The sequence below is a fragment of the Cyanobium sp. ATX 6F1 genome, from assembly GCF_024346315.1.
Lineage (GTDB): Bacteria > Cyanobacteriota > Cyanobacteriia > PCC-6307 > Cyanobiaceae > ATX-6F1.
This window is the reverse complement of the sequence record NZ_JAGQCS010000011.1, coordinates 1-25,590: the sequence shown is the minus strand read 5'-3', so window position 1 is coordinate 25,590 and position 25,590 is coordinate 1. Positions and strand designations below refer to the sequence as shown.

Here is a 25,590-nt window from a genome sequence, read left to right as displayed (position 1 = left end):
GGACTCTCCCACGACTGCTGGTCATCCCGGCCTTCGCTTCAGTCTGGATCTATGTCGCGAGCAGGTGGTCGGTCAACCCCATGGTTTCCGCTGTGTACTTCGGGCTCAGTCTCTTGACGTTTATTGCATACGCGGTCGATAAGTCGGCTGCTATCAATGGAAGCTGGCGCACGCCGGAGAGGACATTGCACTTGCTTGGGGTGGTTGGCGGCTGGCCGGGCGCCCTGCTCGCTCAGCAGCTACTGCGCCACAAGTGTTCCAAGTCAAACTTCGTGGCTATCTTCTGGGTCACAGTGGCCATCAACGTCGCGGGTTTTGTTGCATGGCATTCAGGGTTGATCCGCAATGTGCAGGCATGATGGCGCGGACTAACATCCAGATGCAGAAGACGGGATCATTGATTGCTTGTGATGCCAGTGAATCTTGGCCCGCTTCTGATCTTGGGCGTTAGGCGTCCCATGAACGAGTTTCTCACTTTCGCCGCAGGAGCAGCCATTGGTGGCTTACTCTCCTGGCTCATAACTCACCGCTACTACATCAAGGCGGGTTCTGATCAGCGCGCTGAGCTTCAAAAATTGTCTGCAGACCTAAAGCCACGCAACACGCTCCAGAACTTCGAGAGAATGCTTGAATCCAGCAGTTGGTCCAAGACCGATATTGATGGCACTGAAGTGTGGATCGCTGTCACCGACAACACATACCAGATCAAGATTGGCGAACGAACACGCTTATTTGCTGAGCGCTGGACATTGCTGTATCCGGACCGCAACAGTTACGCTTACCCTGTCCATCTAGAGCTCAACGGCATGACACTAAGGGAGCTAACGTTCATTTCAATGGACGGTGGCCGATACTTTGTTCCGATGGCTTATGTCCGTCAAGCAAGAAAGGATGAGGTCGAATATTTCTGGAACTTGAACAGCCTAGAAGTAAAGGCATGCAGGATCGTTGGCAGGTATTACCGCTACAGTAACCTCGAGCATGTTGCCATGCACTCCAAGGTCGCCATCGTGTCGTAGCGATACTTAAGATCACCATGTATCTGAGCCACCTCCACTCATTGTCAGCGGTGTTCATCGGCTCCATGCGGCCAAGTGAAGGCGAACGTTAGGCGCCATAATTGTGTCATGGAGAACCCAAGCCATTCCCCCGACCAAGAACAGGCGTTCCCTGGTGGATCAAAGTCGAGAGTAAACCGTGCTGGACAGCGGGTGCGGGAAGGAACTGCAAACTCGGAGGATCTCCAGGTTATCGATGAGTGGCGAGCAGCTCACAGAGCAGTTCTAAATACATTTAAGGTCAATCTTATTCAGAGAGGCAGAGACAAGGGCATTATCTTTGCCCAGCGCCACAAGCGTAAGAGGACAATATTTCACAAGCTGAATCGATTCCCGAGAATGAACCTGTCTCGCATGGACGATGTAGCCGGCTGCAGGCTAATATTTAGAAGCATCGAGGAGCTCTATTCTTTTAGGGATCATTTCCATAAGGCTCGCTTCAAGCACAAGCGACGCAATGCAGACGATAAAGACAAGTACGATTACATCAAGAACCCCAAGGAATCTGGCTATAGAGGAGTGCATGATGTGTACGAGTATGATGTCAACTCCGTTGTCGGACGCCCTCTGAAAGGACTGTATGTAGAGATTCAGTATCGAACCTTGGTCCAGCACGCTTGGGCTACGACAGTTGAGGTCATCGGCTTCATTACAGAAAGTCAGCCAAAGTTTAAGCACGGGGATACACGTTACGAAACAGTAATGAAGATGGCGAGCGAAATATTAGCTCGAGCCCATGAAGGCATGAAAGGTGCCTTGCCGGATCTTGATGATCGTGATCTTGTGACAGACTTCCTTGCTGCAGAAAGGGAATTGGGGCTGCTGCACATGCTTCGAGGCCTTAACTCAGCCGATCAGATTATTTCAGCGAGGAGAAATGCGATTCTGATTATTTCAGAGGGAAAGCCACTGGAAGTCAAGCAGTATCGAGACGCTCCGGATGCGCTCAGAGCACTTTTTGAGTTCGAGAAGGAAATGCCTGATAGAGACATTGTCCTGGTGAGAGCCGACACCTCTGAAGATGTTCGTTTGGCGTTTAAGAATTATTTCTCTGATGCTCGTGATTTTCTTCGCCTAATCGATGATGGATGCGCCATACTCGCTAGAGCTACTCAATATACAGGCGGCATGGATCTTTCCCAGTAATATGCCTAACAATAAGATACAGAAGACTGGGCATTTGATTGGCTTGCATCCGTTCATAATGCTCCCGCTTCTGATCTGGAGCGTTGGGCGGTCTAGGCTAATGAAACCTTGTCGAGTCACTGATGAATGACTTGCCAAATGTTTATTGACATCGACGGTGTCGACACGCAGCAATGAACGTGGTGTCTTGGGATAATATCGCAAGAGATATAGCTATACAGCCAAGCTAGAGTTATCCAGCAAGGGAAAGCCTGCAGCTTGAAGTTGCATATGGCATAATTTGCTCTGCCACCAACCAATCCTAGAAAGATCATGGGACGTCTTCGCCCTGGACATTTCTCTCTCACGCCTACCGACTCGGATGGTAGTCGCACATTCCAGCCAAAGGTTGTTTCATCTAGCGATGGAGGCGAGCTGACTTACTACTTCACTGCTGAAGTCGTGATGAGTGAGGAGGCCTATCGGCGCATGGCACTTGATAAGTTCAAGGGAATCTATTGGCTAGAGGGAAAGGAGGAGTCTCAGCAACGCAACGATGAGCATCACAAGCAGGCTTAAAAATCACTGCCAAACCGTTTATTTGCCTGGGACTGAGTGCATATCTTTTTAATGCGTCTTGCCTTTAATCATGTGTCCATTGCCAGTCAATTACTGCTTACACTGTTCGTTTCCGGGCAATTGCAGAGATGAATGTATCCACCAATTCGCTGATGGTTGATTTCTGAAAGTGCCTGGTCGTTCCATAGGATCAATTTTCTCATAGCATGCCGTCCAACATCCAGATTGAGATGATGGATGCATAAGCTGCCTGCGCATTCTGAACATTATCTGCCCGCTTCTGAGCTGGAGCGTTAGTAAAGCAAATGATTCCCCTCAAACCTCGCCTGCAACAACTCCACCCGATTCATCAGTCTCTCCAGCTTCTGCTCCTTCCTTTTCTTGACGCTCGGCGCACCATCAAAATGGCTCATCTCGTTGCCTAAGAGATAGTCAACAAAATCTTTGGGTTCGCAGGGCTTGGCGCCCATCCACTTGTGAAAGTTGCGATGGATGCTGCTGCTGATCGCAATCAAGTTTTCTTCATAGGCCGCAAGATCAGGCCTTGAACTAGCGTCAAAAAGGTGATGTGCCTCCAGTTCAACCGGATTCTGATCGGATGCTGATGGCTTGTGGCCCGAGACTGCACAGCCAGAGCCATCTTTGCGTAGGGCCTTCTGACGAACTTTGTCTTTTGCCGCCTTGACCCGCGCCTCGTGGCTCTCCAGCAGCTTTCGCTGGGCTTCAAAGCAGTCTTCAGCAACTTCCGCGACGGCTTTCACCCAGGCCTTGCGTGCCTTGCTGATCTTGCCCTTGTCGTTCATCGTCTTCGCCAGCCGCACAATGCCGCGCTGGCTCCAATGGCGTTGATCTTTGCCATCAAAGCTATCGAAATGAACGCCGATCTCTAAACCCTCTGCACCTTCTAACCCTGCGCTTTCCTCTTGGATCCTTGTGATCGTGCCAGCCATCCCTTTGCCATTGGTGCCCAGAACCCTGACAACTGAGCGTTGCTCCAAAAAAATCAGATCGCCTCGGATTTCGATGGTGCTCCGATCTTGGGTGACTTGAATGATGCGTCGTTTGACGAGGGTGCGTGTCACCCGCGCGCGGTGGTGGGTGAAGAACTCATGGATTTTGGCGATGATGCTTCCACCTTCCTTCTCTTCCAGATACTTTGCAATCGCCATGACGCCTTCTTCGTAAAAGCGGCGACTACGAGCTTGCCCTAGTTCGTATTCAAAGAACTCTCCTTCGATCAGCTCCCATTCATCGTCATTGTGGGCATCAAAGAATTTGCAAATCCCATCGAGCTTCTTGGCGCTGATGCCAAGGATTTTGGCTGACTCCTGAAAGGAGAAGGCGTCACGTGATCGCTTGGATGTCGTCGTCATCATCTTGTTCAGAGAAAGGCAAGAAGGGAGTCACGCATTTTCTGGAGCCGCTCCATCACGCGCGGATCGCCGCCCACATCGGGATGGTGTTCTTTGGCCAGCCTGCGGAAGGCCTCTTTGATGTCATCCGCACTGGCTGTCGATGGTTCCAGAGAGAACACATGCCAAGGTCTGAAATTCTCCAAGACATCGATGCCGTTGATGGATGTCTTGCCTATTTTGTCCCGCTCGCTGCGGGGAACCCCAACCCACTCCCGATAGAGCTTGAGCCAATCAGCCTTGGTCTTGAGATCAAAGCTGCGCCCAGCCATCGCGAGATTGAACTCGCTCGACTTGCGTAGCTCTGTGGCGTTCTTGCTGCCGAACACCTTGCAGACAGCCGTTTTGAGCTCAGTCAACGTGAGAACAGGCTCAGGGAAAGGCTTTCCGTTGATGAGCTCTGCGAAAGCCAGCAGGCTTTCGGCATCCGGTGCCCCTGCCGAGAGGATCTCCTCGATCCGTGCCAAGACCGCTGGCCTGTCCAGCTTCTTGCGCGTTGGCGTCTTGGTGGCCACGGCTCAGTACTCCTGCTTGCCCTTGATAACCCCCCGAACGCCTCCGCGGGGGGATTTGTCATCACCTGTGCGGCGGGGGATCAGATGCCAGTGCGCATGAAACACCGTCTGTCCGGCCGCTTCGCCTGAGTTCAGCCCCAGATTCCAGCCGCTGATCCCGGCATCATCAGCCGCGATCTGCTCGCGCCGACGCTTGAGCCGTTCCACCACCGCATTCCACTCCGGCTGGTGCAACTCCAGCCCGTCGGACACATGGCGTCTGGGGATCACCAGGCTGTGCCCCTCACTCACCGGATAGGCATCGGCGATGCAGAGCGCCAGCTCGTTCTCCAGCAGCACCCGGCCGCTGCCCTCCAGCGCGCAGAACACACAGCCCTCCTGCCTGTGCTGGTAGCTGGCGAGGAGTCCGCGAAAGTCGGTGCGGTCCGTGTCCCGCTTGCCGGCATTGCAGCGGAAGCAGAGGGCCTGGAAGTTGGAGAGGTCGTCGGGTCCTCCCTGGTTTCTGGGGATGATGTGATCCACCTCCAGGGCGCACTGGTGCGGGATTTGCTGAGCAACAGCCCGCGCCGCAGCATTCGCAGCGGCCCCGGGCGCGGGTGAGCACGCGGTACTTGATCGAGCCGCTGATCGGCGTGCGGTGGCGGCTGCGGTGGGCAAATACCTCTTCGCCGCGCTGGGAGCGGAAGGCATCAAGGCGCTGCCGGCAGAGCTGCTGCAGTTCGTCGCGTAGTGGCTCCGCCACGCTGGCCTTCGGCCAGGTAACGCCATCGCTCAGTTCGTCGCCGCCGATCAGGCTGTAGGCGCCGTTGCCGTAGGCGGTGATGCCGTTGCCGGTGAGCACCCGGCCCACCATGCGCTTCACCCGCTGCACGTAGGTGTCGATCTGGGTCAAGTCTTCTCCCAGGATCCTGCGGGCGACGTCCTGCACTGGGGCTGGGCTGGCTGTTGCCTGGCAAACCCATGGCCGAGCAGTTCCAGGAGCATCAACGGCTGGTCGATAGGTCTCATGCGCATGCGCTCGGCGATGAACGCGCGCAGGCGATGGAAGGCAGCAGAGGGGGGTGGGGCATGGCAGACACCGTCACGCCTCAGTTTCGGAACCCGGCATGACCAGCGCCTGCACCCGGGCGATCAGTTCCTTCACCTGCCGGTTGAGGTCTTCCCGATCCAACCCCAGGGGTGTGGGATCGGCGTCATAGCGGAACTGCACGGCATAGACGGTGAGCTGAGCGAGCGGTTGCAGCTTGGCCGTGGCTACTCCCTTGGCCTCAAGCAGCAACACCAGACGGCGCAGGTCATGGGTGAGCGGCGGATCGCTGCCCAGATGCAGCAGCCAGGCCTTCAACGCCTTCTCCACGGCCTGCTGCAGCCAGAAACCCCAGGCACCTTCGCGAAAGACGGTCGGGTCGAAGGAAGCCTGAGCGCTCTCCAAATCGACGGCGGCGATGCGCAGCAGACCTTCCGCTTCAGAGAGCGCCATGCAGTAGCCGTCCTTCCCGGTAGGCCCTGCCAATCACATGGCTCCGCCAGTGCTGGCGCTCCTCGCATTCGCTCCGGGAGTACAGCAGCAGATCGAGCGACACATCCGCCTGGGCCAGCCGACCCCACAGATCGTTCAGCACCTGGAAACGGTGATGCTGCGCCAGCCACTCATCTGGGGCGGTGATCAGCAGATCGATGTCGGAATCAGGTCCGCTGGTGCCGCGAGCCCTCGAACCGAACAGCCGCACCTGCGCCCCGGGGATGACGCCATGGATCACCCCGGCCATGGCCTGGAGCCGTTCCTCGATCGTGGGCGTGGATGCCGTGCTCATCACCCCATTGTGAAGCCACCCGCCAGGCGATGCAGCCGTGTTGGGGTTGGTGGGCTGATGTGCCAGCCCACTTCGGATCGGCAGGCAGGTCTTCGGCGGCCCGTCAGGGCTTCGCCCTTGCTGGGATCCCCTCTGGCGTGGGCGTGATGCGGCTGCAGCCAACCCTGCTGCGGGTACTGCTGTGGCCGCCCCAGTCATCTCGATATCCGCTGCCGCTGGGGCCACAGTCTCAGCAGCCGCTTGTGGGCCTCACCCCAGGTCGTTGATCAGCACGATGCGGTAGCGGGCTTTGCCGGAGCGGAGGTGATCCAGGGCTTCATTGACCTTCGACATGGGAAAGAACTCCGTGGTGGGCGCGATGCCGTGGCGACAGCTGAAATGCAGCATCTTGTCGGTGGTGGAAGGGCTCCCCAGCGGTGAAGCGGAGAGGCTTTTCTGCCCGAGAATCATCGGAAAAGCGGCCAAGGCGATCGGTTCAGGTACGGCCCCCACGGTGTGCAGACGCCCCTTGGGTTTGAGGGCGGCGATGTAGGTGTTCCAGTCGAGGTTGGCGTTGGTGGTGTTGAGAATGAAGTCGAAGCTGCTCGCAGCCCCTGCCAGTTCTTCGGCGTTGCGGGAGTTCAAGGTGCGGTGGGCGCCCAGCTGGAGCGCTTCCTCCCGTTTCGAGTCGCTGCTGGTGAAGGCGGTGACGTCGCATCCCCAGGCCCGCAGAAACTTCAGGGCCATGTGACCCAGCCCGCCGATCCCGATCACCGCCACGCTGTCGGTGGGTTTGATACCCAATTCCACGATCGGATTGAAGACGGTGATGCCACCGCAGAAAAGGGGGCCTGCCTTCTCGGCGTCGAGGCCTTCCGGCAAGGGAGACACCCAGGTCCACTCGGCCCGCACCCGCGTCGCGAAGCCTCCGTGGCGCCCGACGATGGTGGCTTCGGCCTTAAGGCAGAGGTTCTGGTTGCCGGAGAGGCATTGGTCGCAGGCGCCGCAGCTGCCGGAAAACCAGCCCAGACCAACCCGGTCGCCGATGCTCAGACGCTTCGTGTGCTCCCCGAGGGCGGCCACCCGGCCGATCACTTCATGGCCGGGAATAAACGGATAGGCGGTCATGCCCCACTCGTTGTCGAGCATGGAGAGATCGCTATGGCAGATGCCGCAGCTCTCTACGGCGATTTCCACCTGATCGCTGCCGAGGGGACCGGGGGTGTAGGAAAAGGGCTGGAGCGGTTGCCCGGCGCCGAGGGCAGCGAGGGCCTCGATCTGTGCGGTCATCGAATCTGCTGGCTTGGGATGGATCTGATGATCTCAACGAATGGCTTGCCGTTCACGGGAATGGGCTGGCTCCGATGCCCCTAGGGGGTTGACCTTGTCGAACGGGCGACCCTCGCGATCCTAGGCAAAGCGGTCCAGCCCATGTCCGCACCACCATGAACCCCCGTGCCCGCCCCCGTCCCAAACCCCGCGGCTGCGCGCAATCGCCCTCACGCCTCGGACTCAAGCGCCAATGGGCAGGAAAAACCGACTCCCTCGCAGGCTCGCCCCAGTGGAGGCCCATGGGATCCAACCGTTGTGAGGGGGATCAGCCTGTGGTGGTTGACCCTTCCCAGAGTGCTTGCGCCAGGCAACTTCAGTGCAGCTCCTGTCGTTGGGTGCGATTCCGTTCGGATCGCAGCGTTTGGTAGCGGTGCATCAGCGCAGCCATCCCGGCAGAACGGCCTCCAGATCGGAACCCCGATGACCATCACCAGCCCACGGACAGAACAGGTTCTCAGCACCCTGCGGCTCCATCGTGGAGACTGGCAACAGCGCTTCAACGTGGTCGATATCGGCGTCTTCGGTTCCGTTGCCCGTGGCGACGCCCGCCCCGACAGCGATGTCGACGTGTGGGTGCGGCTGGATCCGCTCACTCCCTATGCCCTGGTGCACCTCAAGCAGGAGCTGGAAACGTTGCTGAGCACGTCTGTGGATGTGGTGCGACTGCGCGAGCGCATGAACCCTCCCTCAAGCAGCGCATCCTCGACGAAGGCCTGCGGCCATGACGGAAGGAGGACCCATCTCAAGTTGATACGGAGGTGGGCCGGGATCTGCTTGACGTGATCTGCATGCAGTTCCTCGCGATCGGTGAGGCTCTCAAGCTTTTTGAACGCCACTGGCCTGGTCGTCTGCAGGCCGAATTCCCATCGGTGGATTGGAAGGGGGCCATGGGTTTTCGCGATGTGATCGCCCATCAGTACTTCGATCTCGACAGTGAGCAGGTGTTGCTGATCTGTGAGCAATCCCTGCCTGAACTGATCGCGGCTGTTCGGGCGTTGCGGCAAAGATAATGATCCGGTGGGCTTCGGGCCCTGGGCGGCCCGTCAGGCAGTCGCTGCTACTGGGATCCCTTCTGGTGTGAGCGCGCGGCGGCTGCAGCCAACCCGGCTCCGGGAGTGGTTGTGCCGCCCCAGCCAGCCCTAGGATGTGTACACATTTGGCGGGAGGAAGGCGTGACGACCCGTATTGGCATCCGTGAACTCAGGTCCAGGCTGGCCTCCCATCTGGAATCGTCCACGCCGATTGAGGTGACCCGCCATGGCCGCACCATTGGCCTCTACGTGCCCTTGCCCCAGCAGGGCAACCTGAGTGATCGGGACAAGGTGTTGGAGGCTGGCCGGCTGATGCAGGCTGAACTGGAGCGTCTCGGTTTGAGCGAAGACGAGCTCAGTGCCGACTTCAAGGCCTGGCGGCAAGGCCGCCCTGAGCAACCGTCGGCCTGAGGGTGGAGCGCAAGCGTCTGGTCCTGGACGCGAACATCCTCATTCGCGGTTGTCTCGGCCTTCGGGTGCGCGCGCTCATCGCCCATTACGCCGATCAAGTGGACTTCTTTGTCGCTGAAGCCAACGTGGCCGAGGCGACCGCCTACGTGAGTGATCTCGCCAGGAAGAGAGGACTCAATGCAGAGGTCTGCGCTGAGGCTTTGCTCAGCCTGCTGTTGATGGTCCAGGTTGTGGAAAACAGCGTGCTCGGGTCGGCCAAGGAGGAGGCCTTGGTGAGGATCCGTGACAAGGATGACTGGCCTGCCCTGGCGCTGGCGTTGCCATTGGAATGCGCCATCTGGACGGAGGATCAGGACTTCTTCGGCATCGGCATCGCAACCTGGACCACCAACACGGTGGAGCGTTACCTGGAGAGCTGAGCCCATCGCATTCCACTCCGGCTGGTGCAACTCCAGCCCGTCGGCCCCATGGCGCCGGGGGATCACCAGGCTGTGCCCTTCGCTCACCGGATAGGCATCGGCGATGCAGAGCGCCAGTTCGTTCTCCAGCAGCATCCGGCGGCTGTCCTCCTGCCTGATCTGGTAGTTGACGAGGAGTCCGCGAAAGTCGGAGCGATCCGTGTCCCGTTTGCCGGCATTGCTTTGAGTATTTCTGGGGATGATGTGAACCACCTCCAGGGCGCACTGGTGCGGGATTGGCTGAGCAACAGCCCGTGCCGCAGCATTCGCAACGGCCATGGTGCGGGTGAGCACGCGGACCTTGATGGAGCCACTGATCGGCAAGCGGTGGCCGAAGCCGAAGGCTTCTGAAAGGCAAACAAGCCACCTCTTCGCCACGCTGGGCACGGAAGGCATCGAGGCGCTGGCGGCACAGCTGCAGCAGCTCGTCGCGCTCGGTGTCGCTCAGGTCGTCGCCGCCGATCAGGAGGTAGGCGCCGTTGCCGTAGGCGGTGATGCCGTTGCCGGTGAGCACCCGGCCCACCATGCGATTCCTCGGCCTTTGCCAGCACGGGGTTGTGCCACCCGATCTGCCGGTGGTGGTCGTGACCCGATGTAGGGCAACCGAACGGATCCTTGATGCGCTCGTCCTGCGGCCGTGGATGTGCGCCCACTTCCTTCGCGGGCGCCATAGGGTTTCCAGCGATGGTCCCTTCTTGTTTCGAACAGGCAGACCGATCCCCTGGAGCCATGAGCGATCCCAGCCCGCTGCAGGAGGCCGAAGCCACCTGCCACCAGCTCGCCGGCGTGGTGTTCCCCTGGGATCTCACCCGCTCCCTTGAGCTGGCCCTGCTCAAGACCTTCTGCGTGCCCTCGATCTCTGCTCTGCTGGATCGCACCGGTGAGTTCGCCCAGCGGCCGCGCAAGCGCTACGACGACACCGGCCTGATGGTGGCCGAACTGCTGCGTCATGGGGTCGACAGCGAGGCGGGTGCGGCGGTGATCGAGCGCATGAACCACATCCACGGCCACTACGCCATCGGCAACGACGACTTCCTCTACGTGCTCTCTACGTTCGTGGCCGAGCCGATCCGCTGGCTGAGTCGTTACGGCTGGCGGGGCCTCAACGACCTGGAGCAGGAGCACCTGTTCCGCTTCTGGCAGGCGGTGGGGCAGCGGATGGGGATCAGCGCCATCCCGGGCAGCCTGGTGGAGCTGATGGCGCTCAACGAGCAGGTGGAACGGGAGGTATTCGCTCTGGCCCCCAGCAACCGCCGCGTCGCCGACGCCACCCTGGCCATGCTGCTGGCCGACTGGCCCGCCCCCCTACGGCCGGCGCTGCAACGGGTGCTGACCGGCCTGCTCGATCGCCAGACGGCGGGCAGCCTGGGCTGGCCCGTGGCGCCGGGCTTGCTGCAGCAGCTGGTGCTCGCCACCCTGCGCCTGCGCAGCCGCGCCTCCGCCGCCGGTGCCGTCTTGAGCCGAGGGCTGGGGCGGCAACCCCGGGCGCGGTTCTTCTCCCAGCGGCCCACCCCCAGCTATGGCGCCAACTTCCGGCTTGAGCAACTGGGCCCGCTGCCCCTGCTGCAGAACCTCAACCCGCCCAGGCGTTCAGGCCTGCCTGCCGATGACACTGCTGACGCCACAGGATCCGCAGCGCCTCCTGGCTGAATCCTCCCCGCCCAGGCCTTCTGCGAGCGGCACCCGATCGGCCGCCTGAGACAATCCACAACCGCCCACCCCAAAGGACATCCATGGCCGTTCTCGGCAGAGAGGCGATCCTTCAGGCGATCGAGCAGGGCGCCATCACGGTCACGCCCTTCGATCCCGAGCGGCTGGGCCCTGCCTCGCTCGACCTCACCCTCGCCCCCTCCTTTCGCGTGTTCCGCAAGGTCCACGCGGTGATCGAGGTGCGTGAGCACACCGACTACCGGCAGCTCACCGAGAAGATCGAGGTGCCCAAGGGCGGGCACATCCTGATCATGCCCGGCGAAACGGTGCTCGGCATCACCCGCGAGCGCCTGCGCCTGGGCCCCGGGCTGTGCGGCTGGCTGGAGGGTCGCAGCCGTTTCGCGCGGTTGGGCCTGATGGTGCACATCAGCGCCCCCTTCATGGGGCCGGGGATCGACAGCCAGCAGGTGCTCGAGATGAGCAACTTCGGCCCAGCACCCCTGGCCGTGGTTCCCGGCACCGCGATCTGCCAGTTCGTGTTCCAGCTCCTGCAGGGCAGCGAGAGCTACGCCGGCCGCTTCGCCGGCCAGACGGAAGACTCCTTCTGAACGACTCGGCCGTTGCCTGGCTGCTGACAGGGGTGTTGCGGCAGAGTTCACTCACGGTTCAGCGCAGCCGATCACCGATGACCCGCTACCTCCCCACCCACGAGCAGCAGTGGCAGCCGATCGATGTGCGGGGGGTCCCGATGCAGGCCTGCCGTCTGTGGGAAGGCGACCACAACGTGGAATCAGGCCTCTACCGCCTGCCGCAGGGCCTGACGATTCCACGCCATCACCATGCCTTCTGGTGCCAGGTGTTTGTGGTGCGTGGAGCGATGCGGGTGCAGGCCGATGGCGACGATAAACACACCATCACTGCCGGCGGCTACTACTTCGTGGAGCCGGGCGACACCCACACCGAAACCGCTCTCGACGACACCCTGCTGCTGGTGACCTGTGAGGAGGACCGGCCGGAGTTCCGTCGTTAGATCCTGCGGCAGCGTCCCGTGCGGGTCTCCTGGCTCATCTCCGGGCCCATATCGACCTGCACGCTCGATTCCGAGGTGTAGCGCAGGGTGGTGAGATCGATCGACCGGCTGTCCCGCACCCACTGGGGCCGGTACATGCGGGTCTCCCAGCTGATCTGCCGCGGCGTGATCGTCACCGTGCTGTCATCGATGAACCGCCACCCAGTTTGGGTGGCGGTTCATTGGTGGTGACGGTGCGCGTCACCTCGCCGGTTTTCGGATCCAGCTCCTGCACCTGCTGACTACGGGGGTCGATGCGGAAGATCGTGGGTGATGCGGAGTCGAGGCTGCAGCTCAGGCGGAAGGGCTGGGTTGTCCAGCGCCAGACGCTGTCGCATCCGGCCAGCAGGGGCAGGAGCAGGGCCGCCGCAACCAGCGTGTACCGCATCGGGATCATCCGCCGAGCGCTCCAGTCTCCCTGATGATGCCCGATCACCTCCACCCTGAGGTCTTGCGGGGCCTGACCGTTGATGCGTGTGCGGTCCCAGATTCTGTGAGATCAGAAGATTCCCAGCGTCTTCTTCTTGCAGTAACCCGCCCCGATGTTCATCCATCCCGAGTCACAGGGCTTTCCGTAGGTGGGCTTCACCTCGTAGTAGATGGGTGAGTTGCAATGCTGCTTGAGGTCATTGACATACCCAAGCGGACACTGGTCATACCCCGGAAGTTTGGGGATCCGCTTCTGCGCCAGTGCTGGGTCAGGGATCAGCAGCGGAAGGGCCAGAACCGCAGCGGCCAGGAGGAGGGGTGGCTTCTGCACCTTGGACGGCAGCAACTGACCAAACGCTAAGAGGGGAGCGCCGCTGGCCTGGCAGCCGGCCCGGAGTTCTGCCGCCAGGCCTGGGCTGTGACGCCGCGATGATGGCGGCGGATGGACCCCTCCCCCTTGATCGCGCCGGCGCGACACCATTGCCATGACCGACTCAGCCCTGCCGCCGATCGCCGGCCGTGAAGCCGAACTCCTCGCCCTGATGCAGCAGGCCGGCCCCGTTTTTCTGCCGCGCACCACGCTCAAGCTGGGGCAGATCCGCTCCGGCTTCGCCTGTGCCCTGCACATGCACCAGCCGACGATTCCTGCCGGGGCCCATGGCGAGTTGATCTCCCATCTCCAGTACATGTTCGAGCACCCCGGCGAGGGCGATAACCACAACGCCGAAGCCTTTGCCCACTGCTACAAGCGCCTCGCGGAAATCCTCCCCCAGCTGATTCAGGGCGGCTGCAACCCTCGGATCATGTTGGATTATTCGGGCAATTTGCTCTGGGGCTTTGAGCAGATGGGCCGCGTCGACATTCTCGATGCCCTCAAGTTTCTCGCCTGCGATCCCAGCCTTCAGCCCCACGTGGAATGGCTCGGCACCTTCTGGAGCCATGCGGTGGCCCCCTCCACGCCCATCCCCGACCTCAAGCTGCAGATCCTGGCCTGGCAACACCATTTCTCGGCCCTCTTCGGCCCTGAGGCGTTGCAACGGGTGAAGGGATTCTCACCGCCTGAAATGGCGCTCCCCAACCACCCCGACACCCTCTATGAATTCATCAAGGCCCTGCGGGAGTGCGGCTACCGGTGGCTGCTGGTGCAGGAGCACAGCGTGGAGAACCTTGATGGCTCCAGCCTCAGCCAGGCGCAGAAATACGGCCCCAACCAACTCGTGGTGCGCAACTCCAGCGGCGAAACGGTGTCCATCACGGCCTTGATCAAAACCCAGGGCTCCGATACCAAGCTGGTGGGCCAGATGCAGCCCTGCTATGAAGCCCTGGGCCTGGGGCGGCAAGAGCTGGGGGGACGATCGATTCCTTCGCTCGTGTCGCAGATTGCCGACGGTGAAAATGGCGGCGTGATGATGAACGAATTCCCCTCTGCCTTCATCCAGGCCCATCAGAAAATTGCCGCCCAGGGGAGCGAATCGGGAACGGATTCAAGAACGGTGGCGATCAATGGCACCGAGTATCTGGAGTTGCTGGAGGCCGCCGGTGTCAGCCCAGATGATTACCCGAAAATCCAGGCGGTCCAACAACACAAGCTCTGGCAACTCACGGGCAGTCACCCCACGCCGGAATCCACCGCAGCGGCGATCGCCGCACTCCAGGCCAACGATCCCCAGTTCTCGATGGCGGGAGCGTCCTGGACCAACAACCTCAGCTGGGTGGAGGGCTACGGCAACGTGCTGGAGCCGATGAATCGCCTCAGTGCCCGTTTCCACCAGGTGTTTGACCCCCTGGTGGCGCAGGATCCCGCCATCACCAAAACCGCGCCCTATCTAGAGGCGCTGCTCCACCTGCTGCTGCTGGAAACCAGTTGCTTCCGCTATTGGGGCCAGGGCGCCTGGACCGACTACGCCAACGCGATCCACCGGCGCGGTGAGGCGGTGATCGGTTAGGTGGCGAGAATGGTTACGACCACGGCGGCCACCGCCAGGATCACGGCCGACAGCACCAGCCCGGCGGCCACATTGCCTTTGCGGATTTCGGCCCGGTAGTCGATCGGCGCCAGGCGATCAAAGAGAACGGTGCCGGCATAGATGAGCATCACGCCCACCAAGGTCCAGCCCACGGTGAACAGGAGCTGAAGGAGGGGTCGGGGCATCGGCTTCAGGTGGGAGGCGGCACCGGTCGTCGGGGGCCAGGATGGTCAGTGCGCCCGTAGGGTACCCAGAAGGAGTTCCGGGCGCCTCGAGACCCGGGCTCGGAGAGCACGATGGCACCGCCCGTCCAGCGATTCGCCGTGGTGCGCTGGCCCCTGCTGGCCGCGCTCCTTCCTCTTCTGCCCTTACTTGTGCTGCTGCTGACGCTGCTGCTGCCCCGGGAGCGGCAGATGCTTTCGCTCGTTGGCGATGGGCCCGTGGAGAGTCAGCCGTTCCATCTCCAGGACGGTTGGTTGGGCAGTCCGCGCCTTGATCTGCGGGCCGAGCTGCCGCCGAACAGCAGCCTGCTGCTGGATGTGGATCTGCTCGATGCGGCCGGCCAACCCGTGCTCCAGCTCAGCAAGGAAGGCTGGCGGGAGCTGGGCACCTGGAGCGAGGAGGGGGAGAGCGGCACCTACGACGAACAGGACGACGCGCTCACCTTGAACCTGCGGCCGCGTGTGGGCGGCTCCTACCGCTTGCGGCTGCAGAACCAGGACCTGCTGGGTGTGGCCGGAGTGCCGCTGTCTGATCCCTTGCTGATTCGCCTCAGCGTCGAGAACCACAGCGTCGATCGCCCCTTGTTGTTGATCACGGCGCTGGTGGCTGCCGTGCTGGTTGTGATGCTCTGGAGGGCGGTCTACGGCGACTGCCGCCTGCGCTTCCATCGCCGCTTCGACGAGGCGACAGGGTCTGAGCGACTGATCCTGGGGGGGCCGGGGTTGTTGCGGCTGCGGGTGGAGGCCCGCTACGAAGAGCCTTCTCATCACCCGGCCGGCACCGGTGCTCCCCCCGATGGTCTGACCCTGGAGCTGCGCCTCACCGATGCCCTCGGCAGAGCGCTGTTGCAGGAGCGCCAGCCGCTCAAGCTTCGCCACGTTGAGGGCTCTGACGACGCGTGCTGGACGGTGTCCGCCCGGTGGCACCTGCGGCTGGATGAGCCCCGCAGCGTTCGCGTTCGTGTCGAGCTGCCGCCGACGTTGGCAGGGGGTGGCCTGGAGCTGGAATGGCTGGATCTGCTCGTGGAGGATGGGGTGGTGACACCGTGGCCCATCAACGTCAGCGCCCTCGCGCCGCTGCCGACCACCCCACTCGCCAGCGCCCTGCCTGAGCCTTGATGGAACGTCAGCTGATGCTCGCCCTGGTGGTGACGGCGGTGCTGGTGGGCACGGGGTTGGCGATCACCCGCCCCCTCCTCTACCGGCTCGGACAGGACGGCCCCCCCACCGCCTCCGACTCCGGTGGCGTCAGCCATCGCGGCACCTACACGTCAGGCCGCTGGCGCCCGGCCACGCCCAGCCGCGATTGGGCTGGCTTCCAGGGCCGTGGTCCGGGCGGCGCCAAGTGAGTCAGCGAGCGTCGCTCACGCCGCTCACGCCGTTGCAGGTCCGTCTGCTCCTGGCCAGTGCGGCGATCTCCTCCATCGTTGGGCTGGTGCTGGAGCTGCTGCTGGTGACGCAGGCCAGCTACCTGGCCGGCGATGCCGCCCTGGCCACCGGGGTGGTGGTGGGCACCTTCCTGGCGGCGATGGGTCTGGGGGCCTGGTTGAGCCAGTTTGTGGCGATGGGCCCTCGGCCCCAGGGGCCGCTGCTGCGCAGCTTCGTGGTCATTGAGCTGTGCCTGAGTCCCTTCTGCCTGCTCGGCCCGCTGGCGCTTTTCTCCCTGTTCGCCGCCGATGGTCCCCTCTGGCTGGGCTTGGTGGTGCTCACCCTGCTGGTGGGTGTGCTGGGGGGCATGGAGCTGCCGATTCTGACCCGCATGCTGGAGGGACAGGAGCAGCTGCGCACCGCCCTCGCGCGGGTGCTCGCCCTCGATTATCTCGGTGCACTGGTGGGGTCCCTGGCCTTCCCCCTGCTGTTGCTGCCCTCCCTGGGGCTGCTGCCCACGGCGGCCTTGCTGGCGGTGGTGCCCTTGCTCTCCGGTGGGGCCCTGTGCTGGGGATTTCCCCAGCTGCGGCGCTGGCGCTGGCCGGTGAGCGCCCTGGTTCCCTTGGTGGGGGTGGCCGCCCTGGTGGTGGCGCCCCTGGGCGATCGCATCGAAGACCGCCTCTACGACGATCCGGTGATCGGTCGCTTGCAGACCCGCTTCCAGCGAATCGTGCTGACCCGACGGCGGGATGACCTGCGTCTCTTCCTGGACGGCAACCTGCAGTTCTCCAGTCTCGATGAATACCGCTACCACGAGGCCCTGGTGCACCCGGCGATGGCCCTCCATGGCCGGGCGCGGCGGGTGCTGCTGCTCGGGGCGGGGGATGGCCTGGCCCTTCGGGAACTGCTCCGCTGGCCCGGGGTGCAGCGGGTTGATCTGGTGGAACTGGATCCGGCGATGCTTCGGCTGGCCCGGAAGCAATCGTTCCTGCGCCAGCTGAACCGCGGCAGCCTCGATGATCGGCGCGTGCACATTCACATCGGCGATGCCTTCGCCCTGGTGCGAGACCTGCCCGGCCCCTACGACGTGGTCATTGCCGATTTCCCGGATCCCACCACCTCTCCCCTGGCCCGGCTCTACAGCGTGGGGTTCTACGGCCTTCTGCTCCGTCAGCTCGCGGCCGATGGTCTGGTGGTGACCCAGGCCTCGACCCCCTTCTTCACACCGAAGGTGCTGGCCTCGATTCAGGCCACCTTTGCGGTGTTGGATCTCGAGACCCTGCCCTACAGCGTCGATGTGCCCAGCTTCGGCCCCTGGGGGTTTGTGCTCGCCCACCGGCCTGGGCGGACGCTGGCCGCGGGCGCGCTGCCCTTTGAGGGCCGCTGGATCGATCGCACCCAGTTGGCCAGGCTGTTCGAGCTGCCCCGGGATCTACGGCCGGGACCCGGTCAATCGGTGCAGCCCAACCGGCTGAGCCGCCCGGTGCTGACCGACTACCAACGCCAGAGCCTCTGGCGGCCCGACTGAGCCCCGATAGCCTGAAATCTGCGCCGTTGCCTGGGTCCGCATGGCCGTTTTTCTGCTGCTGCTGTTGGTGGCGGTGGCCGCGGTCGTGCTGGTGCTGCAGCGCTCGCGGCGGCGGCTCGGAGCGCGCCCGCTGCCGCTGCGGGACCGCACCTTGTTTGATCTGCAATTGGGCGACATCGTGCAGGCCGACGCCCGCGACTGGGTGGTGGAGGACCGGCTGGTCTACGAGGAGGACGGTTTCCAATGGCTCGAGTACCTGGTCCGCGACCGCCAGGACGCGCGCTGGCTGGTGGTCTGCGAGGACGACTGGCTGGAGGTGAGCTGGCTGGAGACGGTGGACGCACACCTGCTCCAGCCCCTGCCCACCGAGCTGACCTGGCAGGGCCAGGTCTATACCCTGCGGGAGCAGGGCAAGGCCACAGTGACAGCCACAGCCCGCACGATGAACCGCCGCCCGGGCAGCTGTCGCTTCGCCGACTACGTCGGCAGCGAAGGGAGGCTGTTGGCGGCGGAGCTGTGGGGCGTTGGGGAGGACCAGGAGGTGGAGGTGAGCGCCGGTTGGCGCATTGATCCCTCCAGCCTCACGCTGCTTCCTGGGGATGGTCGCTCGGTGTACCGCTGAGCGGCCGGCGGGTCCTGGGCCCAGGGGGTGATGGTCGCGCTGATCAAGCTGTTGGGAGCGACGCGGTTGATCTGCTCTGCCCAGCATCGGGTGATCGCAGCAAGGAGTTGAGGGAGCCTGCGATCATCCATCCGCGCCCCAGGCGCGCTTCACTCCTCCGTTTCAGCCCGATGGCGGCTGGCTCCGCAGATCGCTTGGCGCCGCTGAAGCGGGCGGATCAGCCTCCAGCTTGTCCTTGCAGGTGGAGCAGAGCACATGCCCCTTCTGCCCAAGATAGAGGCGCATGGAGCGTTCGATCCGAACACCACAACCTGCACAGGCGAACAGAGGGCTCATCGGTGGCGGGACCCATCCATCAGGTGCGTTGGCCCGCCTGCTGGTCCTGGAGCGACTGCCGGTGGGCCTGTTTCGTCTCCTGGATCGCCAGGCGGCGGATCTCGAGGATCTGGCCGATCTCGCGGGCAAAGCTGGGCTGGCGATCGATCATCTGATTGACCACCGCCGCTGGGAGCTTCATCACCTCCAGGTCATTGCTGGCGGCGATGGTCACGACGCTGGGTTCACCGGAAAACAGACTCATCTCGCCGAAGAACTCACCACTTCTGAGGGCAAGTAACTCCAGCTCCTCGCCGCTTTCATCCCGGGTGGACATCACCGCCTGGCCGGCGACGATGATGTAGAGCTCATTGCCCATACGCCCCTGGCGGATCACCTTTTCGCCCGCGGCAAAATGCTGCAGGGCGATGCCTGTTGTTGAGGTGGCGGCGCTGCTCTCCTCGCGATTGATCGGAACGTAGGAGGGAATGGCCTGCAGGCTTTCGTTGAATTTCTTGGCGATGCCTTTCTGCTGGCTCGTGGGCCCGTGGTAGTTGTAGACGGTGCGGATCGGAAAAGGAATCGAGAGGTTGTTGCGCTTGGCGGCATACCAGACCCTGGTCATGAAACGTTCGCGGATCTGCTCCACATCGCCGTAATCGCGAATGAAGAACTTCACCTCATAGGACACGGCAAAGTCGGCATAGGCGAGCGTGAACACATCGGGCTCTGGATCGAGCAGAATGCCCTTGGTTTCCAGGGCCGTGCTCTTCAGCACCTGCCGGGCCAGGTTGGGCGGATCGTTGTAAGAAAAACCGATCTGAATCCGTTCGGCGTGGATCTTGTTGGGCTTGGTGAAATTACGGATGATCTCGCTGCTGATCAGCTTGTGGGGGATCACGACCATCTCCTGCTCCAGGGTCAGCAACCTCACGGCGCGCCAGTTGATGTCGATCACCTGGCCCACCACGCCGCCCACCTCCAGCCAGTCCCCCACCGTGAACGGGCGCTCGAACAGCAGCGCAATCCCTGACATCACACTGCCGAGCGTGTCCTGCAGGGCCAGGCCGATGACGATCGAACTCACCCCCAGGGCGGTGACCAGGCCAGCGAGATCGGCGTTCCAGACCGTGGCCAGCACGAAGGCGCTACCCAGCAGGATCAGAAACAGGCGCGCCAGATCGATCAGCAGCTTCGGCACCCTTGAGCGCCAGGTGTCGGCCTCGGCCTGCTCAAACAGGATCACGTTGAGCAGGGAAAGGGCGGCGTGGATCACGCAGACCCAGAACACCGTCTCGACGGCCTTGAACAGGCGGCCGCTGGGGTCGACCATCAGCAGGTGCTGCAGGAAGACCAGCAGCACCAGGATCGGCAGCAGCACATCGCGCACCAGTCGAACCGTGCTCGCAATCGCCAGACCCCGTCGCTTCAGGCGATGGATCAGTTCGCCCAGCAGGATCGTGAGCAGGGGAAAGCCGATCGCCAGGCCGATCCCCCACATCAAGAGAGGCGAGGAAGTGTTCATGGCTCGGAGAGAACCTCGCCGACCGCTGGCACGGTGCTGCTCGTCAACCGCCAGGCCTGCTGAGACTTTTGACCATTGGTTGATGCGGCGATGAGCTCGAACTGGTAGAGATCCTCGAGCCGGTGATGCACCACCTCGGAAACGAGAACGCTGCCGGATGGACACTCCTGGCTGAGGCCATGGGCCTGTTTCACCGTTACGCCCCAGATGTCATAGACGACTCGACTCTTGCCGACGATGCCGGCAATAATGTCGCCGGAGTGGATGCCGATCTGGATGCCGAGCGAGAAGCCCCGCTCGAGGTTGAAACGGCGCAGGATGCCGAGCATCTCGATGGCGAAATCGAGGGCCCGTTTGTCATGGTCGAGATAGGGCACCGAGAGGCCGCAGACCGCCAGATAGCTGTCGCCGATCGTCTTGATTTTCTCCAGCCCGAATCGTTCGGCTAGATCATCAAAGGAACCCACCAGATCGTTGAGAATCGCCACCGACTCATAGGCCGTGAGCGAAGAAGAGAGTTTGGAGAATCCCTTGAGATCGGCGAACAGCACCGCCACGTTGGTGACGTCTTCGGCGATCTGGGTTTCACCCCGTTGCAGCCGCCGTGCGATCGCCGCCGGAAAGACGCTGAACAGCAGCTGCTCATTCTCATGGTTCTTTTGATCGACCAGCGCTGTCTGAGTCTGGAGACTCTGCACGACGGCATTGAAGGATCGACCCAACTCACCGAATTCGTCCTTGGAATTCACTTCCGGGATGCTCGTGAGTTCGCCGGAAGAGACCTTGCGGGCACTCTCGATCAGTTGCTGGACAGGCTTCACGAACAGATGGGCCAGGGCCATGGCCAGGAGGGTGACCAGCAGGATCAGCAGCGTCACGGTGATCAGAATCTGACGCTGGAAGGCATGGATCGGTGCATAGGCCTCCGCCAGGTCCATCTGGGAGAGGATCACCCAGTCGAAACCCTTGATCGCCAGTGGCGCATAGGAACTCAGCACCGGCACGCCGCGATAGTCGACGACCTGCAGGGTTCCGGAGCCACCGGCGATCGCCTTGGTCACCGCTGGGCTGGTCACCGGCTGCTGCAGGATTGTGGTGTTGAACTGGCGCAGGCGTGCGATCGCGTCCTCCTTCATGCCGCGGGACTGCAACTGCGCCAGAAAGGCCTTGGGATCCTCCAGATAGAAGCGCGAGGCCGAACGCATCAGGTTGTCCTGGCCCACCAGGATCGTTTCGCCTGATTTCCCCAGTCCATCTTCTTTCCAGTCCTGGTTGCCGGTCATCACGTTGTTGATCTCGTCGACGGGCAACTGAAAGGCCAGAACGCCCACCAACTTGGAGCCGTTGTAGATCGGAGCGGCGATGAAGGAAGCGGGTGTGCCGTAGGAGGGGGCATAGGCGGCAAAGTCGACCAGCCGGGTGAAGCCCTTCTCCTTCGAGGCGATCACCTGACGCACCAACTCGGCCAGATTGCTGTCCTTGTAGGGGCCATTCTCAAGGTTGGTGGCGTAATCGGTTTCCTTGAAAACGGTGTAGACGATCTGTCCCTGGGGGTTGATCAGGAACATGTCGTAGTAGCCGAACTTGGCGACGATGTTGCGAAAGATCGGGTGATAGCGCCCATGGACCTGGGAGTAGCCGCTGCCATCCTTGGCGGCGGCGAGTTGCTGCTTTTTTCCTACGGGATTGGGATTGGCCGCAATGTAGTTGTACTGGAGGTAGCGCGTGGCCGGGTCATTGGCCAGATAGGCGGGAAGGTTCGGAGTGCCGGCATGGTATTTATCCAGCCTTGGTAGGAATTCCTTGCGGTAGTACGTCTCCAAGGCCCGGTCTGATTGGGCCGGCTCGGCAACACCTTTGAGTTGCTTGAAGGCCGCATCGAACTGCTCGACGGCAGCAACGATGGAAAGGTCTTCACTCAAGGTCTGCGTGTGATTCTGGATGTTCCGAAAATAGGATTCGATCTGATAGGCCTTTGAAGCTCGAACACTGGTGAGCTGATTGAAGACCCGATTGGTGAGATTGATCTGGCCGCTTCGATAGCCCAGGGCCGCTGAGATCAGCGTGGAAAAGCCGCTCACCAGCAGCAGCATCAGGATCAGCTTTGATTTGATGCTCAGCTGATTGGCTGAATCCCTGGAGAGGCGACGCATCCACACCAGTGGTTCATTCCATCGATCAGGCCATGGGGAGCCTAATCGCCAGATTTGAGGCTCCTGTAGTCATTGCCACCCTTCCGCCGGCCCTGGTCGCCTGCCTCCAGCCCAGACTGAGCAGGCGTTCCCGTTGCCTGTGGCCCAGGGCTTTGCTGCCTCTGCCTCCCCGCTGCCGAAGGATTGCCCCTGCGGCGGCGGGGCCTATGTTGCCTGTTGCGCGCCGTTGATCCGCGGCCAGCGGTTGACCTCAACGGCCGAGAAGTTGATGCGCTCGCGCTACAGCGCTTTCGCCCTGGCCGGCGTGGAGGCCGGGGAGATCGATCACCTGCTGCGTACCCACCCGGAACCTGGCAGCAGTGAGCGCCAGCGGCGGAGGGAGCTGCTGGAACGGTGCCTTCCAAGCCCGCTGGAGCCGCCGAGGCCGCAGCGGTGTGCTCAAGGAGCGCTACCGTTTCGGCCGCGGTGCCCAGGATGAGTGGCTCTACCAGGAGGCGCTGGCCTGAGGGGGCATGGGGGCTCCCACTGTGGAGGGACATCTCAGCGGGGAGTGACCTGGAAGGGATTCAGCAGGTTCACCCCGGTGCCGTTGAAGTCAACCGTGTTGCGGGTCACCACCGTCAGGTCATGCAGCAGGGCGATCGCCGCGATCTGTTTGTCGAGCGCATGTTCGGGATGGGGTACCCGCAACTCCCCCCACACCTGGGCGGCCTCGCCATCGAAACTGAGGATGCTGGATCCGAAGTTGACCAGCACCTCAGAGAGCCAGACCTCCAACCGTTGGGCCTGGACTTCATCGCCGCGATAGCGGATCAAGCTGATGCCTCGGCGCAGTTCGCCCACCGTGATCGAGGCCAGAAAGAGCCTTCGCTCTTCCTTTGTGCAGGTCGTGAAGAAATCCCTGACGCCGGTGTTGGAACGCGGCCCTTTGCGCGCTTCGCTGATGACGTTGGTGTCAACCAAAAACATCGTTCGGTGCGCGGTCGCTGGAGGATCGCTCGAAATCTGCATCCAGGCCTGCATCCGGCATGGCTGCGAGCAACTCCGCCAGGCTGCGCCGTGGGGGCTTTTGGAGCACGCTCGCCAAAATGGCGCGGTGCTCCGCCTCGGCGCTGCGGCCGTGGGCTCCAGCTCGCTCCTTCAAGGCCCGCACGATGGCGTCGTCAACCCCACGCACCAGTAGGTCAGCCATGGCCAGTGTTCACGTTTGATAGCAATGCTATCAAGTCCGTGGGTTCTTGCCTTGGCCCATAGGCTTCGCAACAGCTCACCGCCGGTCTTGACCTCCCCCTCCCCCTACTTCGAGCTCCAGGCCGTGGACGCCTACCTGGGCCCACGCCTTGTCTTCGAGAACCTCAACCTGCGCCTGCACCTGGGTGAGCACACCGTGGTGCTCGGCCCCAACGGGGCCGGCAAGAGCGCCCTGATCAAGCTTCTTGGTCGTGAGCTCTACCCGCTGGTCAAGCCCGGTTCGGCGCTGCGGATCTTCGGCAGCGACACCGTGAACCTCTGGGACCTGCGCGCGCGCCTCGGCCTTGTCTCCACCGATCTGCAGATCGGCTATGTCGGACGCGTGCGCGCCTTTGATGTGGTGCTCTCGGGGTTTTTCGGCTCGGTGGGGATCGGCCGCAGCCAGCAGCCCACAACCGCCCAGCGCGAGCGCGTGCGGGAGCTGATGGCCCAGCTGGCCCTCTGGGATCTGGCCGAGCGCCCGTTGGCCCAGCTCTCCGATGGTCAGAAGCGGCGCGTCCTGCTGGCCCGGGCCCTGGTGCACGATCCCGAGGTGTTGGTGCTCGATGAACCGACCAATGGCCTCGACCTGCGCTCCCGCCATCAGCTGCTGGAGATCCTGCGTGATCTGGCCCGCTCCGGCACCACCCTGCTGCTGGTGACCCACCAGATTGAGGCGATCATCCCCGAGATCAGCCGTTGCGTGCTGCTCCGCCGGGGGGCGGTGGTGGGCGATGGCCCCGCCGGGGCGCTGCTGCAGGACGGTCCCTTGAGCACGTTGTTCGACACGCCATTACAGGTTGTGTCGGCAGGGGGCTACCGCCAGGTGCTGCCGGCGGGCGAATGCAGCTCAGATGTTCAGCCGCCGTCATCATCGGAATAGCCGGACGCGCCCCATGGACCCTGCCAAGGCCCTGCATCACCGCGGCTATGCGCTCACCCTGCAGCCCCTGGAGGGCGGCTGGGACGTGCACATCGGCGATCCCGCCGGGCACGTGGCCGATGTGGATCTGCATTGTCAGCTGAACCAGGGCCCCTGGCCCAGCCCCGAGACCGCCCTGGAGGCAGCCCGCTGCTGCATCGATGCGTTGCTGGGGGAGGAAAGCTCCTACTGAGCTCTCCCGCGCTGCGCTCCCGGCGGGGCTAACAGTGGAGTAGCCACCGGTCAGGGCCATGAAGCTCCGCTTCGTTCCGATCCACGTGTTCCGGGAAACGCCGCAGGTGACGTTCTTTGATGCCAGCGTGCCCCACGCCAATGGCACCGATGTGGTGCTGCACAGCGGAGCTGCCACCTCGCCGCCCGATGACGCTGAGTTCCCGCAGTTCTATCGGCACAGTCACCAGGTGGACCACAACCTGGTGCTCAGCGGCCAGCGCCGCTTCATCCTGCTCAATCCCGAGTGGGATCAGCCCCACCATTTGGTGGAGCTGGAGCGGGCGATGGGGGCCCTGGAGATTCCGATCGGCACCCTGCACCGCTCGGTGTCGGGGCCCCAGGGGAGCGTGGTGCTCAACCAGGCCCAGCGGGATGCCGCCTTCAGCTACGCCACCGAGTTCACTCCCGTGAGCCTCCGGGAGCGGCCCGACCTCCAGCAGCTGCTGCAGGTGCCGCCCTGGATCTGGAGCTGGCGTAACGGCCACATCTGCCGCGACCACCCCGGCAGCCCCACCTCGCTAGGAGCCTGTTGCGCGTAGATCAGCGGCCGAGCTCTCCACAGACGCCCATAAATCTGCCCAGATCCCAGTGACAGCAATGGGTCTGGCCACCAGAATGGGGCATGCAGAAGCCCAAGTCCTTC

34 protein-coding genes and 1 pseudogene are annotated in these 25,590 nt (G+C 62.5%); 21 read left to right on the top strand and 14 right to left on the bottom strand.

The window, feature by feature from the left end:
- Positions 1 to 80: 80 nt before the first annotated feature.
- From KBZ13_RS13930 to KBZ13_RS13920, 3 genes are all read left to right on the top strand, one after another.
- Entirely contained in the window at positions 81 to 359 is a 279-nt protein-coding gene (locus KBZ13_RS13930; protein ID WP_255010189.1) for a DUF1294 domain-containing protein, read from the top strand.
- 99 nt (positions 360 to 458) lie between these two features.
- Entirely contained in the window at positions 459 to 1,019 is a 561-nt protein-coding gene (locus KBZ13_RS13925; RefSeq protein WP_255010187.1) for a hypothetical protein, read from the top strand.
- 108 nt (positions 1,020 to 1,127) lie between these two features.
- Positions 1,128 to 2,204, top strand: a complete 1,077-nt coding sequence (locus KBZ13_RS13920; protein WP_255010184.1) for a RelA/SpoT domain-containing protein — start codon at positions 1,128 to 1,130, stop codon at positions 2,202 to 2,204.
- A gap of 851 nt (positions 2,205 to 3,055) precedes the next feature.
- On the opposite strand, the gene KBZ13_RS13915 is transcribed toward KBZ13_RS13920, so the two are convergent.
- The 6 genes from KBZ13_RS13915 to KBZ13_RS13890 all read right to left on the bottom strand — a co-directional run bounded on the left by KBZ13_RS13915 (position 3,056) and on the right by KBZ13_RS13890 (position 7,772).
- Complete coding sequence (locus KBZ13_RS13915; protein ID WP_255010182.1) at positions 3,056 to 4,135, bottom strand: hypothetical protein; 1,080 nt, start codon at positions 4,133 to 4,135, stop codon at positions 3,056 to 3,058.
- Between the two features lie 8 nt (positions 4,136 to 4,143).
- Positions 4,144 to 4,689: a J domain-containing protein gene (locus tag KBZ13_RS13910; RefSeq protein ID WP_255010179.1), complete on the bottom strand. Its 546-nt coding sequence runs from the start codon at positions 4,687 to 4,689 to the stop codon at positions 4,144 to 4,146.
- A 3-nt stretch (positions 4,690 to 4,692) separates the two neighbouring features.
- The gene (locus tag KBZ13_RS13905; protein ID WP_255010176.1) at positions 4,693 to 5,211 is read right to left on the bottom strand and encodes an HIT domain-containing protein; all 519 of its coding nucleotides are present in this window, start codon (positions 5,209 to 5,211) and stop codon (positions 4,693 to 4,695) included.
- A gap of 559 nt (positions 5,212 to 5,770) precedes the next feature.
- The gene (locus KBZ13_RS13900; RefSeq protein ID WP_255010172.1) at positions 5,771 to 6,169 is read right to left on the bottom strand and encodes a HEPN domain-containing protein; all 399 of its coding nucleotides are present in this window, start codon (positions 6,167 to 6,169) and stop codon (positions 5,771 to 5,773) included.
- On the bottom strand, positions 6,156 to 6,503 hold the full coding sequence (locus KBZ13_RS13895; protein WP_255010169.1) for a nucleotidyltransferase domain-containing protein: 348 nt from the start codon (positions 6,501 to 6,503) through the stop codon (positions 6,156 to 6,158). The genes KBZ13_RS13900 and KBZ13_RS13895 overlap by 14 nt, the downstream gene beginning before the upstream one ends.
- Before the next feature lie 249 nt (positions 6,504 to 6,752).
- The gene (locus tag KBZ13_RS13890) at positions 6,753 to 7,772 is read right to left on the bottom strand and encodes an NAD(P)-dependent alcohol dehydrogenase (protein WP_255010165.1); all 1,020 of its coding nucleotides are present in this window, start codon (positions 7,770 to 7,772) and stop codon (positions 6,753 to 6,755) included.
- A 462-nt stretch (positions 7,773 to 8,234) separates the two neighbouring features.
- On the opposite strand from KBZ13_RS13890, the gene KBZ13_RS13885 reads away from it, so the two are divergent.
- The 8 genes from KBZ13_RS13885 (at position 8,235) to KBZ13_RS13850 (ending at position 12,394) form a co-directional block, all read left to right on the top strand.
- Positions 8,235 to 8,597, top strand: a complete 363-nt coding sequence (locus tag KBZ13_RS13885; protein ID WP_255010161.1) for a nucleotidyltransferase family protein — start codon at positions 8,235 to 8,237, stop codon at positions 8,595 to 8,597.
- 5 nt (positions 8,598 to 8,602) lie between these two features.
- Positions 8,603 to 8,824: a DUF86 domain-containing protein gene (locus KBZ13_RS13880; protein ID WP_255010160.1), complete on the top strand. Its 222-nt coding sequence runs from the start codon at positions 8,603 to 8,605 to the stop codon at positions 8,822 to 8,824.
- Between the two features lie 162 nt (positions 8,825 to 8,986).
- Positions 8,987 to 9,256, top strand: a complete 270-nt coding sequence (locus KBZ13_RS13875; protein ID WP_255010158.1) for a prevent-host-death protein — start codon at positions 8,987 to 8,989, stop codon at positions 9,254 to 9,256.
- Between the two features lie 2 nt (positions 9,257 to 9,258).
- Positions 9,259 to 9,675, top strand: coding sequence for a PIN domain-containing protein (locus tag KBZ13_RS13870; RefSeq protein ID WP_255010156.1), 417 nt, complete (start codon positions 9,259 to 9,261; stop codon positions 9,673 to 9,675).
- Between the two features lie 48 nt (positions 9,676 to 9,723).
- Positions 9,724 to 10,065, top strand: coding sequence for a hypothetical protein (locus KBZ13_RS13865; RefSeq protein WP_255010154.1), 342 nt, complete (start codon positions 9,724 to 9,726; stop codon positions 10,063 to 10,065).
- Between the two features lie 378 nt (positions 10,066 to 10,443).
- Positions 10,444 to 11,364: an oxygenase MpaB family protein gene (locus tag KBZ13_RS13860; RefSeq protein ID WP_255010153.1), complete on the top strand. Its 921-nt coding sequence runs from the start codon at positions 10,444 to 10,446 to the stop codon at positions 11,362 to 11,364.
- A gap of 83 nt (positions 11,365 to 11,447) precedes the next feature.
- Entirely contained in the window at positions 11,448 to 11,972 is a 525-nt protein-coding gene (gene dcd, locus KBZ13_RS13855; protein WP_255010151.1) for a dCTP deaminase, read from the top strand.
- Between the two features lie 77 nt (positions 11,973 to 12,049).
- The gene (locus KBZ13_RS13850) at positions 12,050 to 12,394 is read left to right on the top strand and encodes a cupin domain-containing protein (protein WP_255010149.1); all 345 of its coding nucleotides are present in this window, start codon (positions 12,050 to 12,052) and stop codon (positions 12,392 to 12,394) included.
- Here KBZ13_RS13850 and KBZ13_RS13845 read toward each other — a convergent pair.
- The 3 genes from KBZ13_RS13845 to KBZ13_RS13835 all read right to left on the bottom strand — a co-directional run bounded on the left by KBZ13_RS13845 (position 12,391) and on the right by KBZ13_RS13835 (position 13,193).
- Positions 12,391 to 12,570, bottom strand: coding sequence for a hypothetical protein (locus tag KBZ13_RS13845; protein WP_255010147.1), 180 nt, complete (start codon positions 12,568 to 12,570; stop codon positions 12,391 to 12,393). The genes KBZ13_RS13850 and KBZ13_RS13845 overlap by 4 nt on opposite strands.
- Positions 12,567 to 12,821 (bottom strand): hypothetical protein, encoded by a 255-nt coding sequence (locus KBZ13_RS13840; RefSeq protein ID WP_255010146.1) that lies wholly within the window; start codon positions 12,819 to 12,821, stop codon positions 12,567 to 12,569. Before KBZ13_RS13840 ends, KBZ13_RS13845 begins: the two co-directional genes overlap by 4 nt.
- Before the next feature lie 111 nt (positions 12,822 to 12,932).
- Positions 12,933 to 13,193, bottom strand: a complete 261-nt coding sequence (locus KBZ13_RS13835; protein ID WP_255010311.1) for a hypothetical protein — start codon at positions 13,191 to 13,193, stop codon at positions 12,933 to 12,935.
- 154 nt (positions 13,194 to 13,347) lie between these two features.
- On the opposite strand from KBZ13_RS13835, the gene KBZ13_RS13830 reads away from it, so the two are divergent.
- A complete protein-coding gene (locus tag KBZ13_RS13830) occupies positions 13,348 to 14,808 on the top strand; it encodes a glycosyl hydrolase family 57 (protein WP_255010144.1) in 1,461 nt (486 codons plus the stop codon).
- Here KBZ13_RS13830 and KBZ13_RS13825 read toward each other — a convergent pair.
- A complete protein-coding gene (locus KBZ13_RS13825; protein ID WP_255010142.1) occupies positions 14,805 to 15,014 on the bottom strand; it encodes a DUF350 domain-containing protein in 210 nt (69 codons plus the stop codon). The genes KBZ13_RS13830 and KBZ13_RS13825 overlap by 4 nt on opposite strands.
- Positions 15,015 to 15,125: 111 nt before the next feature.
- Between KBZ13_RS13825 and KBZ13_RS13820 the strand changes: the two genes are divergently transcribed.
- Genes KBZ13_RS13820 through KBZ13_RS13805 form a run of 4 tightly spaced genes read left to right on the top strand, consistent with a single transcriptional unit; the run spans position 15,126 to position 18,568 of the window.
- Positions 15,126 to 16,169 (top strand): hypothetical protein, encoded by a 1,044-nt coding sequence (locus KBZ13_RS13820; protein WP_255010141.1) that lies wholly within the window; start codon positions 15,126 to 15,128, stop codon positions 16,167 to 16,169.
- Entirely contained in the window at positions 16,169 to 16,399 is a 231-nt protein-coding gene (locus tag KBZ13_RS13815) for a hypothetical protein (RefSeq protein WP_255010139.1), read from the top strand. Before KBZ13_RS13820 ends, KBZ13_RS13815 begins: the two co-directional genes overlap by 1 nt.
- Positions 16,396 to 17,946, top strand: coding sequence for a polyamine aminopropyltransferase (locus KBZ13_RS13810; protein WP_255010138.1), 1,551 nt, complete (start codon positions 16,396 to 16,398; stop codon positions 17,944 to 17,946). Before KBZ13_RS13815 ends, KBZ13_RS13810 begins: the two co-directional genes overlap by 4 nt.
- 40 nt (positions 17,947 to 17,986) lie before the next feature.
- Entirely contained in the window at positions 17,987 to 18,568 is a 582-nt protein-coding gene (locus tag KBZ13_RS13805) for a DUF4178 domain-containing protein (protein ID WP_255010136.1), read from the top strand.
- Between the two features lie 355 nt (positions 18,569 to 18,923).
- Here KBZ13_RS13805 and KBZ13_RS13800 read toward each other — a convergent pair whose 3' ends face one another.
- A complete protein-coding gene (locus KBZ13_RS13800; protein ID WP_255010132.1) occupies positions 18,924 to 20,408 on the bottom strand; it encodes a mechanosensitive ion channel family protein in 1,485 nt (494 codons plus the stop codon).
- On the bottom strand, positions 20,405 to 22,561 hold the full coding sequence (locus KBZ13_RS13795; RefSeq protein WP_255010131.1) for an adenylate/guanylate cyclase domain-containing protein: 2,157 nt from the start codon (positions 22,559 to 22,561) through the stop codon (positions 20,405 to 20,407). The genes KBZ13_RS13800 and KBZ13_RS13795 overlap by 4 nt, the downstream gene beginning before the upstream one ends.
- A 268-nt stretch (positions 22,562 to 22,829) precedes the next feature.
- Here KBZ13_RS13795 and KBZ13_RS15835 point away from each other — a divergent pair.
- Positions 22,830 to 22,889: pseudogene (locus KBZ13_RS15835) on the top strand (hypothetical protein); the annotation flags it as partial.
- Positions 22,890 to 22,920: 31 nt separating this feature from the next.
- The gene (locus KBZ13_RS13790; protein WP_255010129.1) at positions 22,921 to 23,067 is read left to right on the top strand and encodes a hypothetical protein; all 147 of its coding nucleotides are present in this window, start codon (positions 22,921 to 22,923) and stop codon (positions 23,065 to 23,067) included.
- 34 nt (positions 23,068 to 23,101) lie between these two features.
- Here KBZ13_RS13790 and KBZ13_RS13785 read toward each other — a convergent pair whose 3' ends face one another.
- Positions 23,102 to 23,530: a type II toxin-antitoxin system VapC family toxin gene (locus KBZ13_RS13785; protein ID WP_255010128.1), complete on the bottom strand. Its 429-nt coding sequence runs from the start codon at positions 23,528 to 23,530 to the stop codon at positions 23,102 to 23,104.
- The gene (locus tag KBZ13_RS13780) at positions 23,517 to 23,753 is read right to left on the bottom strand and encodes a FitA-like ribbon-helix-helix domain-containing protein (RefSeq protein WP_255010125.1); all 237 of its coding nucleotides are present in this window, start codon (positions 23,751 to 23,753) and stop codon (positions 23,517 to 23,519) included. The genes KBZ13_RS13785 and KBZ13_RS13780 overlap by 14 nt, the downstream gene beginning before the upstream one ends.
- An 87-nt stretch (positions 23,754 to 23,840) precedes the next feature.
- On the opposite strand from KBZ13_RS13780, the gene KBZ13_RS13775 reads away from it, so the two are divergent.
- The 3 genes from KBZ13_RS13775 to KBZ13_RS13765 are packed head-to-tail and all read left to right on the top strand — an operon-like array spanning position 23,841 to position 25,486.
- Complete coding sequence (locus KBZ13_RS13775) at positions 23,841 to 24,674, top strand: ABC transporter ATP-binding protein (RefSeq protein ID WP_255010122.1); 834 nt, start codon at positions 23,841 to 23,843, stop codon at positions 24,672 to 24,674.
- A gap of 13 nt (positions 24,675 to 24,687) precedes the next feature.
- Complete coding sequence (locus KBZ13_RS13770; RefSeq protein ID WP_255010120.1) at positions 24,688 to 24,906, top strand: hypothetical protein; 219 nt, start codon at positions 24,688 to 24,690, stop codon at positions 24,904 to 24,906.
- Positions 24,907 to 24,964: 58 nt separating this feature from the next.
- The gene (locus tag KBZ13_RS13765; RefSeq protein WP_255010118.1) at positions 24,965 to 25,486 is read left to right on the top strand and encodes a hemagglutinin; all 522 of its coding nucleotides are present in this window, start codon (positions 24,965 to 24,967) and stop codon (positions 25,484 to 25,486) included.
- The last annotated feature ends 104 nt before the right edge of the window (positions 25,487 to 25,590 follow it).

Excerpts from the sequence above, each read along its gene's own strand:
- KBZ13_RS13925 (WP_255010187.1), top strand. The coding sequence starts at position 459 with ATGAACGAGTTTCTCACTTTCGCCGCAGGAGCAGCCATTGGTGGCTTA.
- KBZ13_RS13815 (WP_255010139.1), top strand. The coding sequence starts at position 16,169 with ATGGAACGTCAGCTGATGCTCGCCCTGGTGGTGACGGCGGTGCTGGTG.
- KBZ13_RS13800 (WP_255010132.1), bottom strand. The coding sequence starts at position 20,408 with ATGAACACTTCCTCGCCTCTCTTGATGTGGGGGATCGGCCTGGCGATC.
- KBZ13_RS13840 (WP_255010146.1), bottom strand. The coding sequence starts at position 12,821 with ATGCGGTACACGCTGGTTGCGGCGGCCCTGCTCCTGCCCCTGCTGGCC.
- KBZ13_RS13830 (WP_255010144.1), top strand. The coding sequence starts at position 13,348 with ATGACCGACTCAGCCCTGCCGCCGATCGCCGGCCGTGAAGCCGAACTC.
- KBZ13_RS13765 (WP_255010118.1), top strand. The coding sequence starts at position 24,965 with ATGAAGCTCCGCTTCGTTCCGATCCACGTGTTCCGGGAAACGCCGCAG.
- KBZ13_RS13860 (WP_255010153.1), top strand. The coding sequence starts at position 10,444 with ATGAGCGATCCCAGCCCGCTGCAGGAGGCCGAAGCCACCTGCCACCAG.
- KBZ13_RS13780 (WP_255010125.1), bottom strand. The coding sequence starts at position 23,753 with ATGGCTGACCTACTGGTGCGTGGGGTTGACGACGCCATCGTGCGGGCC.
- KBZ13_RS13795 (WP_255010131.1), bottom strand. The coding sequence starts at position 22,561 with ATGCGTCGCCTCTCCAGGGATTCAGCCAATCAGCTGAGCATCAAATCA.
- KBZ13_RS13825 (WP_255010142.1), bottom strand. The coding sequence starts at position 15,014 with ATGCCCCGACCCCTCCTTCAGCTCCTGTTCACCGTGGGCTGGACCTTG.
- KBZ13_RS13865 (WP_255010154.1), top strand. The coding sequence starts at position 9,724 with ATGGCGCCGGGGGATCACCAGGCTGTGCCCTTCGCTCACCGGATAGGC.
- KBZ13_RS13850 (WP_255010149.1), top strand. The coding sequence starts at position 12,050 with ATGACCCGCTACCTCCCCACCCACGAGCAGCAGTGGCAGCCGATCGAT.
- KBZ13_RS13895 (WP_255010169.1), bottom strand. The coding sequence starts at position 6,503 with ATGAGCACGGCATCCACGCCCACGATCGAGGAACGGCTCCAGGCCATG.
- KBZ13_RS13930 (WP_255010189.1), top strand. The coding sequence starts at position 81 with ATGGTTTCCGCTGTGTACTTCGGGCTCAGTCTCTTGACGTTTATTGCA.
- KBZ13_RS13885 (WP_255010161.1), top strand. The coding sequence starts at position 8,235 with ATGACCATCACCAGCCCACGGACAGAACAGGTTCTCAGCACCCTGCGG.
- KBZ13_RS13820 (WP_255010141.1), top strand. The coding sequence starts at position 15,126 with ATGGCACCGCCCGTCCAGCGATTCGCCGTGGTGCGCTGGCCCCTGCTG.
- KBZ13_RS13880 (WP_255010160.1), top strand. The coding sequence starts at position 8,603 with ATGCAGTTCCTCGCGATCGGTGAGGCTCTCAAGCTTTTTGAACGCCAC.
- KBZ13_RS13805 (WP_255010136.1), top strand. The coding sequence starts at position 17,987 with ATGGCCGTTTTTCTGCTGCTGCTGTTGGTGGCGGTGGCCGCGGTCGTG.
- KBZ13_RS13915 (WP_255010182.1), bottom strand. The coding sequence starts at position 4,135 with ATGACGACGACATCCAAGCGATCACGTGACGCCTTCTCCTTTCAGGAG.
- KBZ13_RS13770 (WP_255010120.1), top strand. The coding sequence starts at position 24,688 with ATGGACCCTGCCAAGGCCCTGCATCACCGCGGCTATGCGCTCACCCTG.
- dcd (WP_255010151.1), top strand. The coding sequence starts at position 11,448 with ATGGCCGTTCTCGGCAGAGAGGCGATCCTTCAGGCGATCGAGCAGGGC.
- KBZ13_RS13900 (WP_255010172.1), bottom strand. The coding sequence starts at position 6,169 with ATGGCGCTCTCTGAAGCGGAAGGTCTGCTGCGCATCGCCGCCGTCGAT.
- KBZ13_RS13920 (WP_255010184.1), top strand. The coding sequence starts at position 1,128 with ATGGAGAACCCAAGCCATTCCCCCGACCAAGAACAGGCGTTCCCTGGT.
- KBZ13_RS13890 (WP_255010165.1), bottom strand. The coding sequence starts at position 7,772 with ATGACCGCACAGATCGAGGCCCTCGCTGCCCTCGGCGCCGGGCAACCG.
- KBZ13_RS13785 (WP_255010128.1), bottom strand. The coding sequence starts at position 23,530 with ATGTTTTTGGTTGACACCAACGTCATCAGCGAAGCGCGCAAAGGGCCG.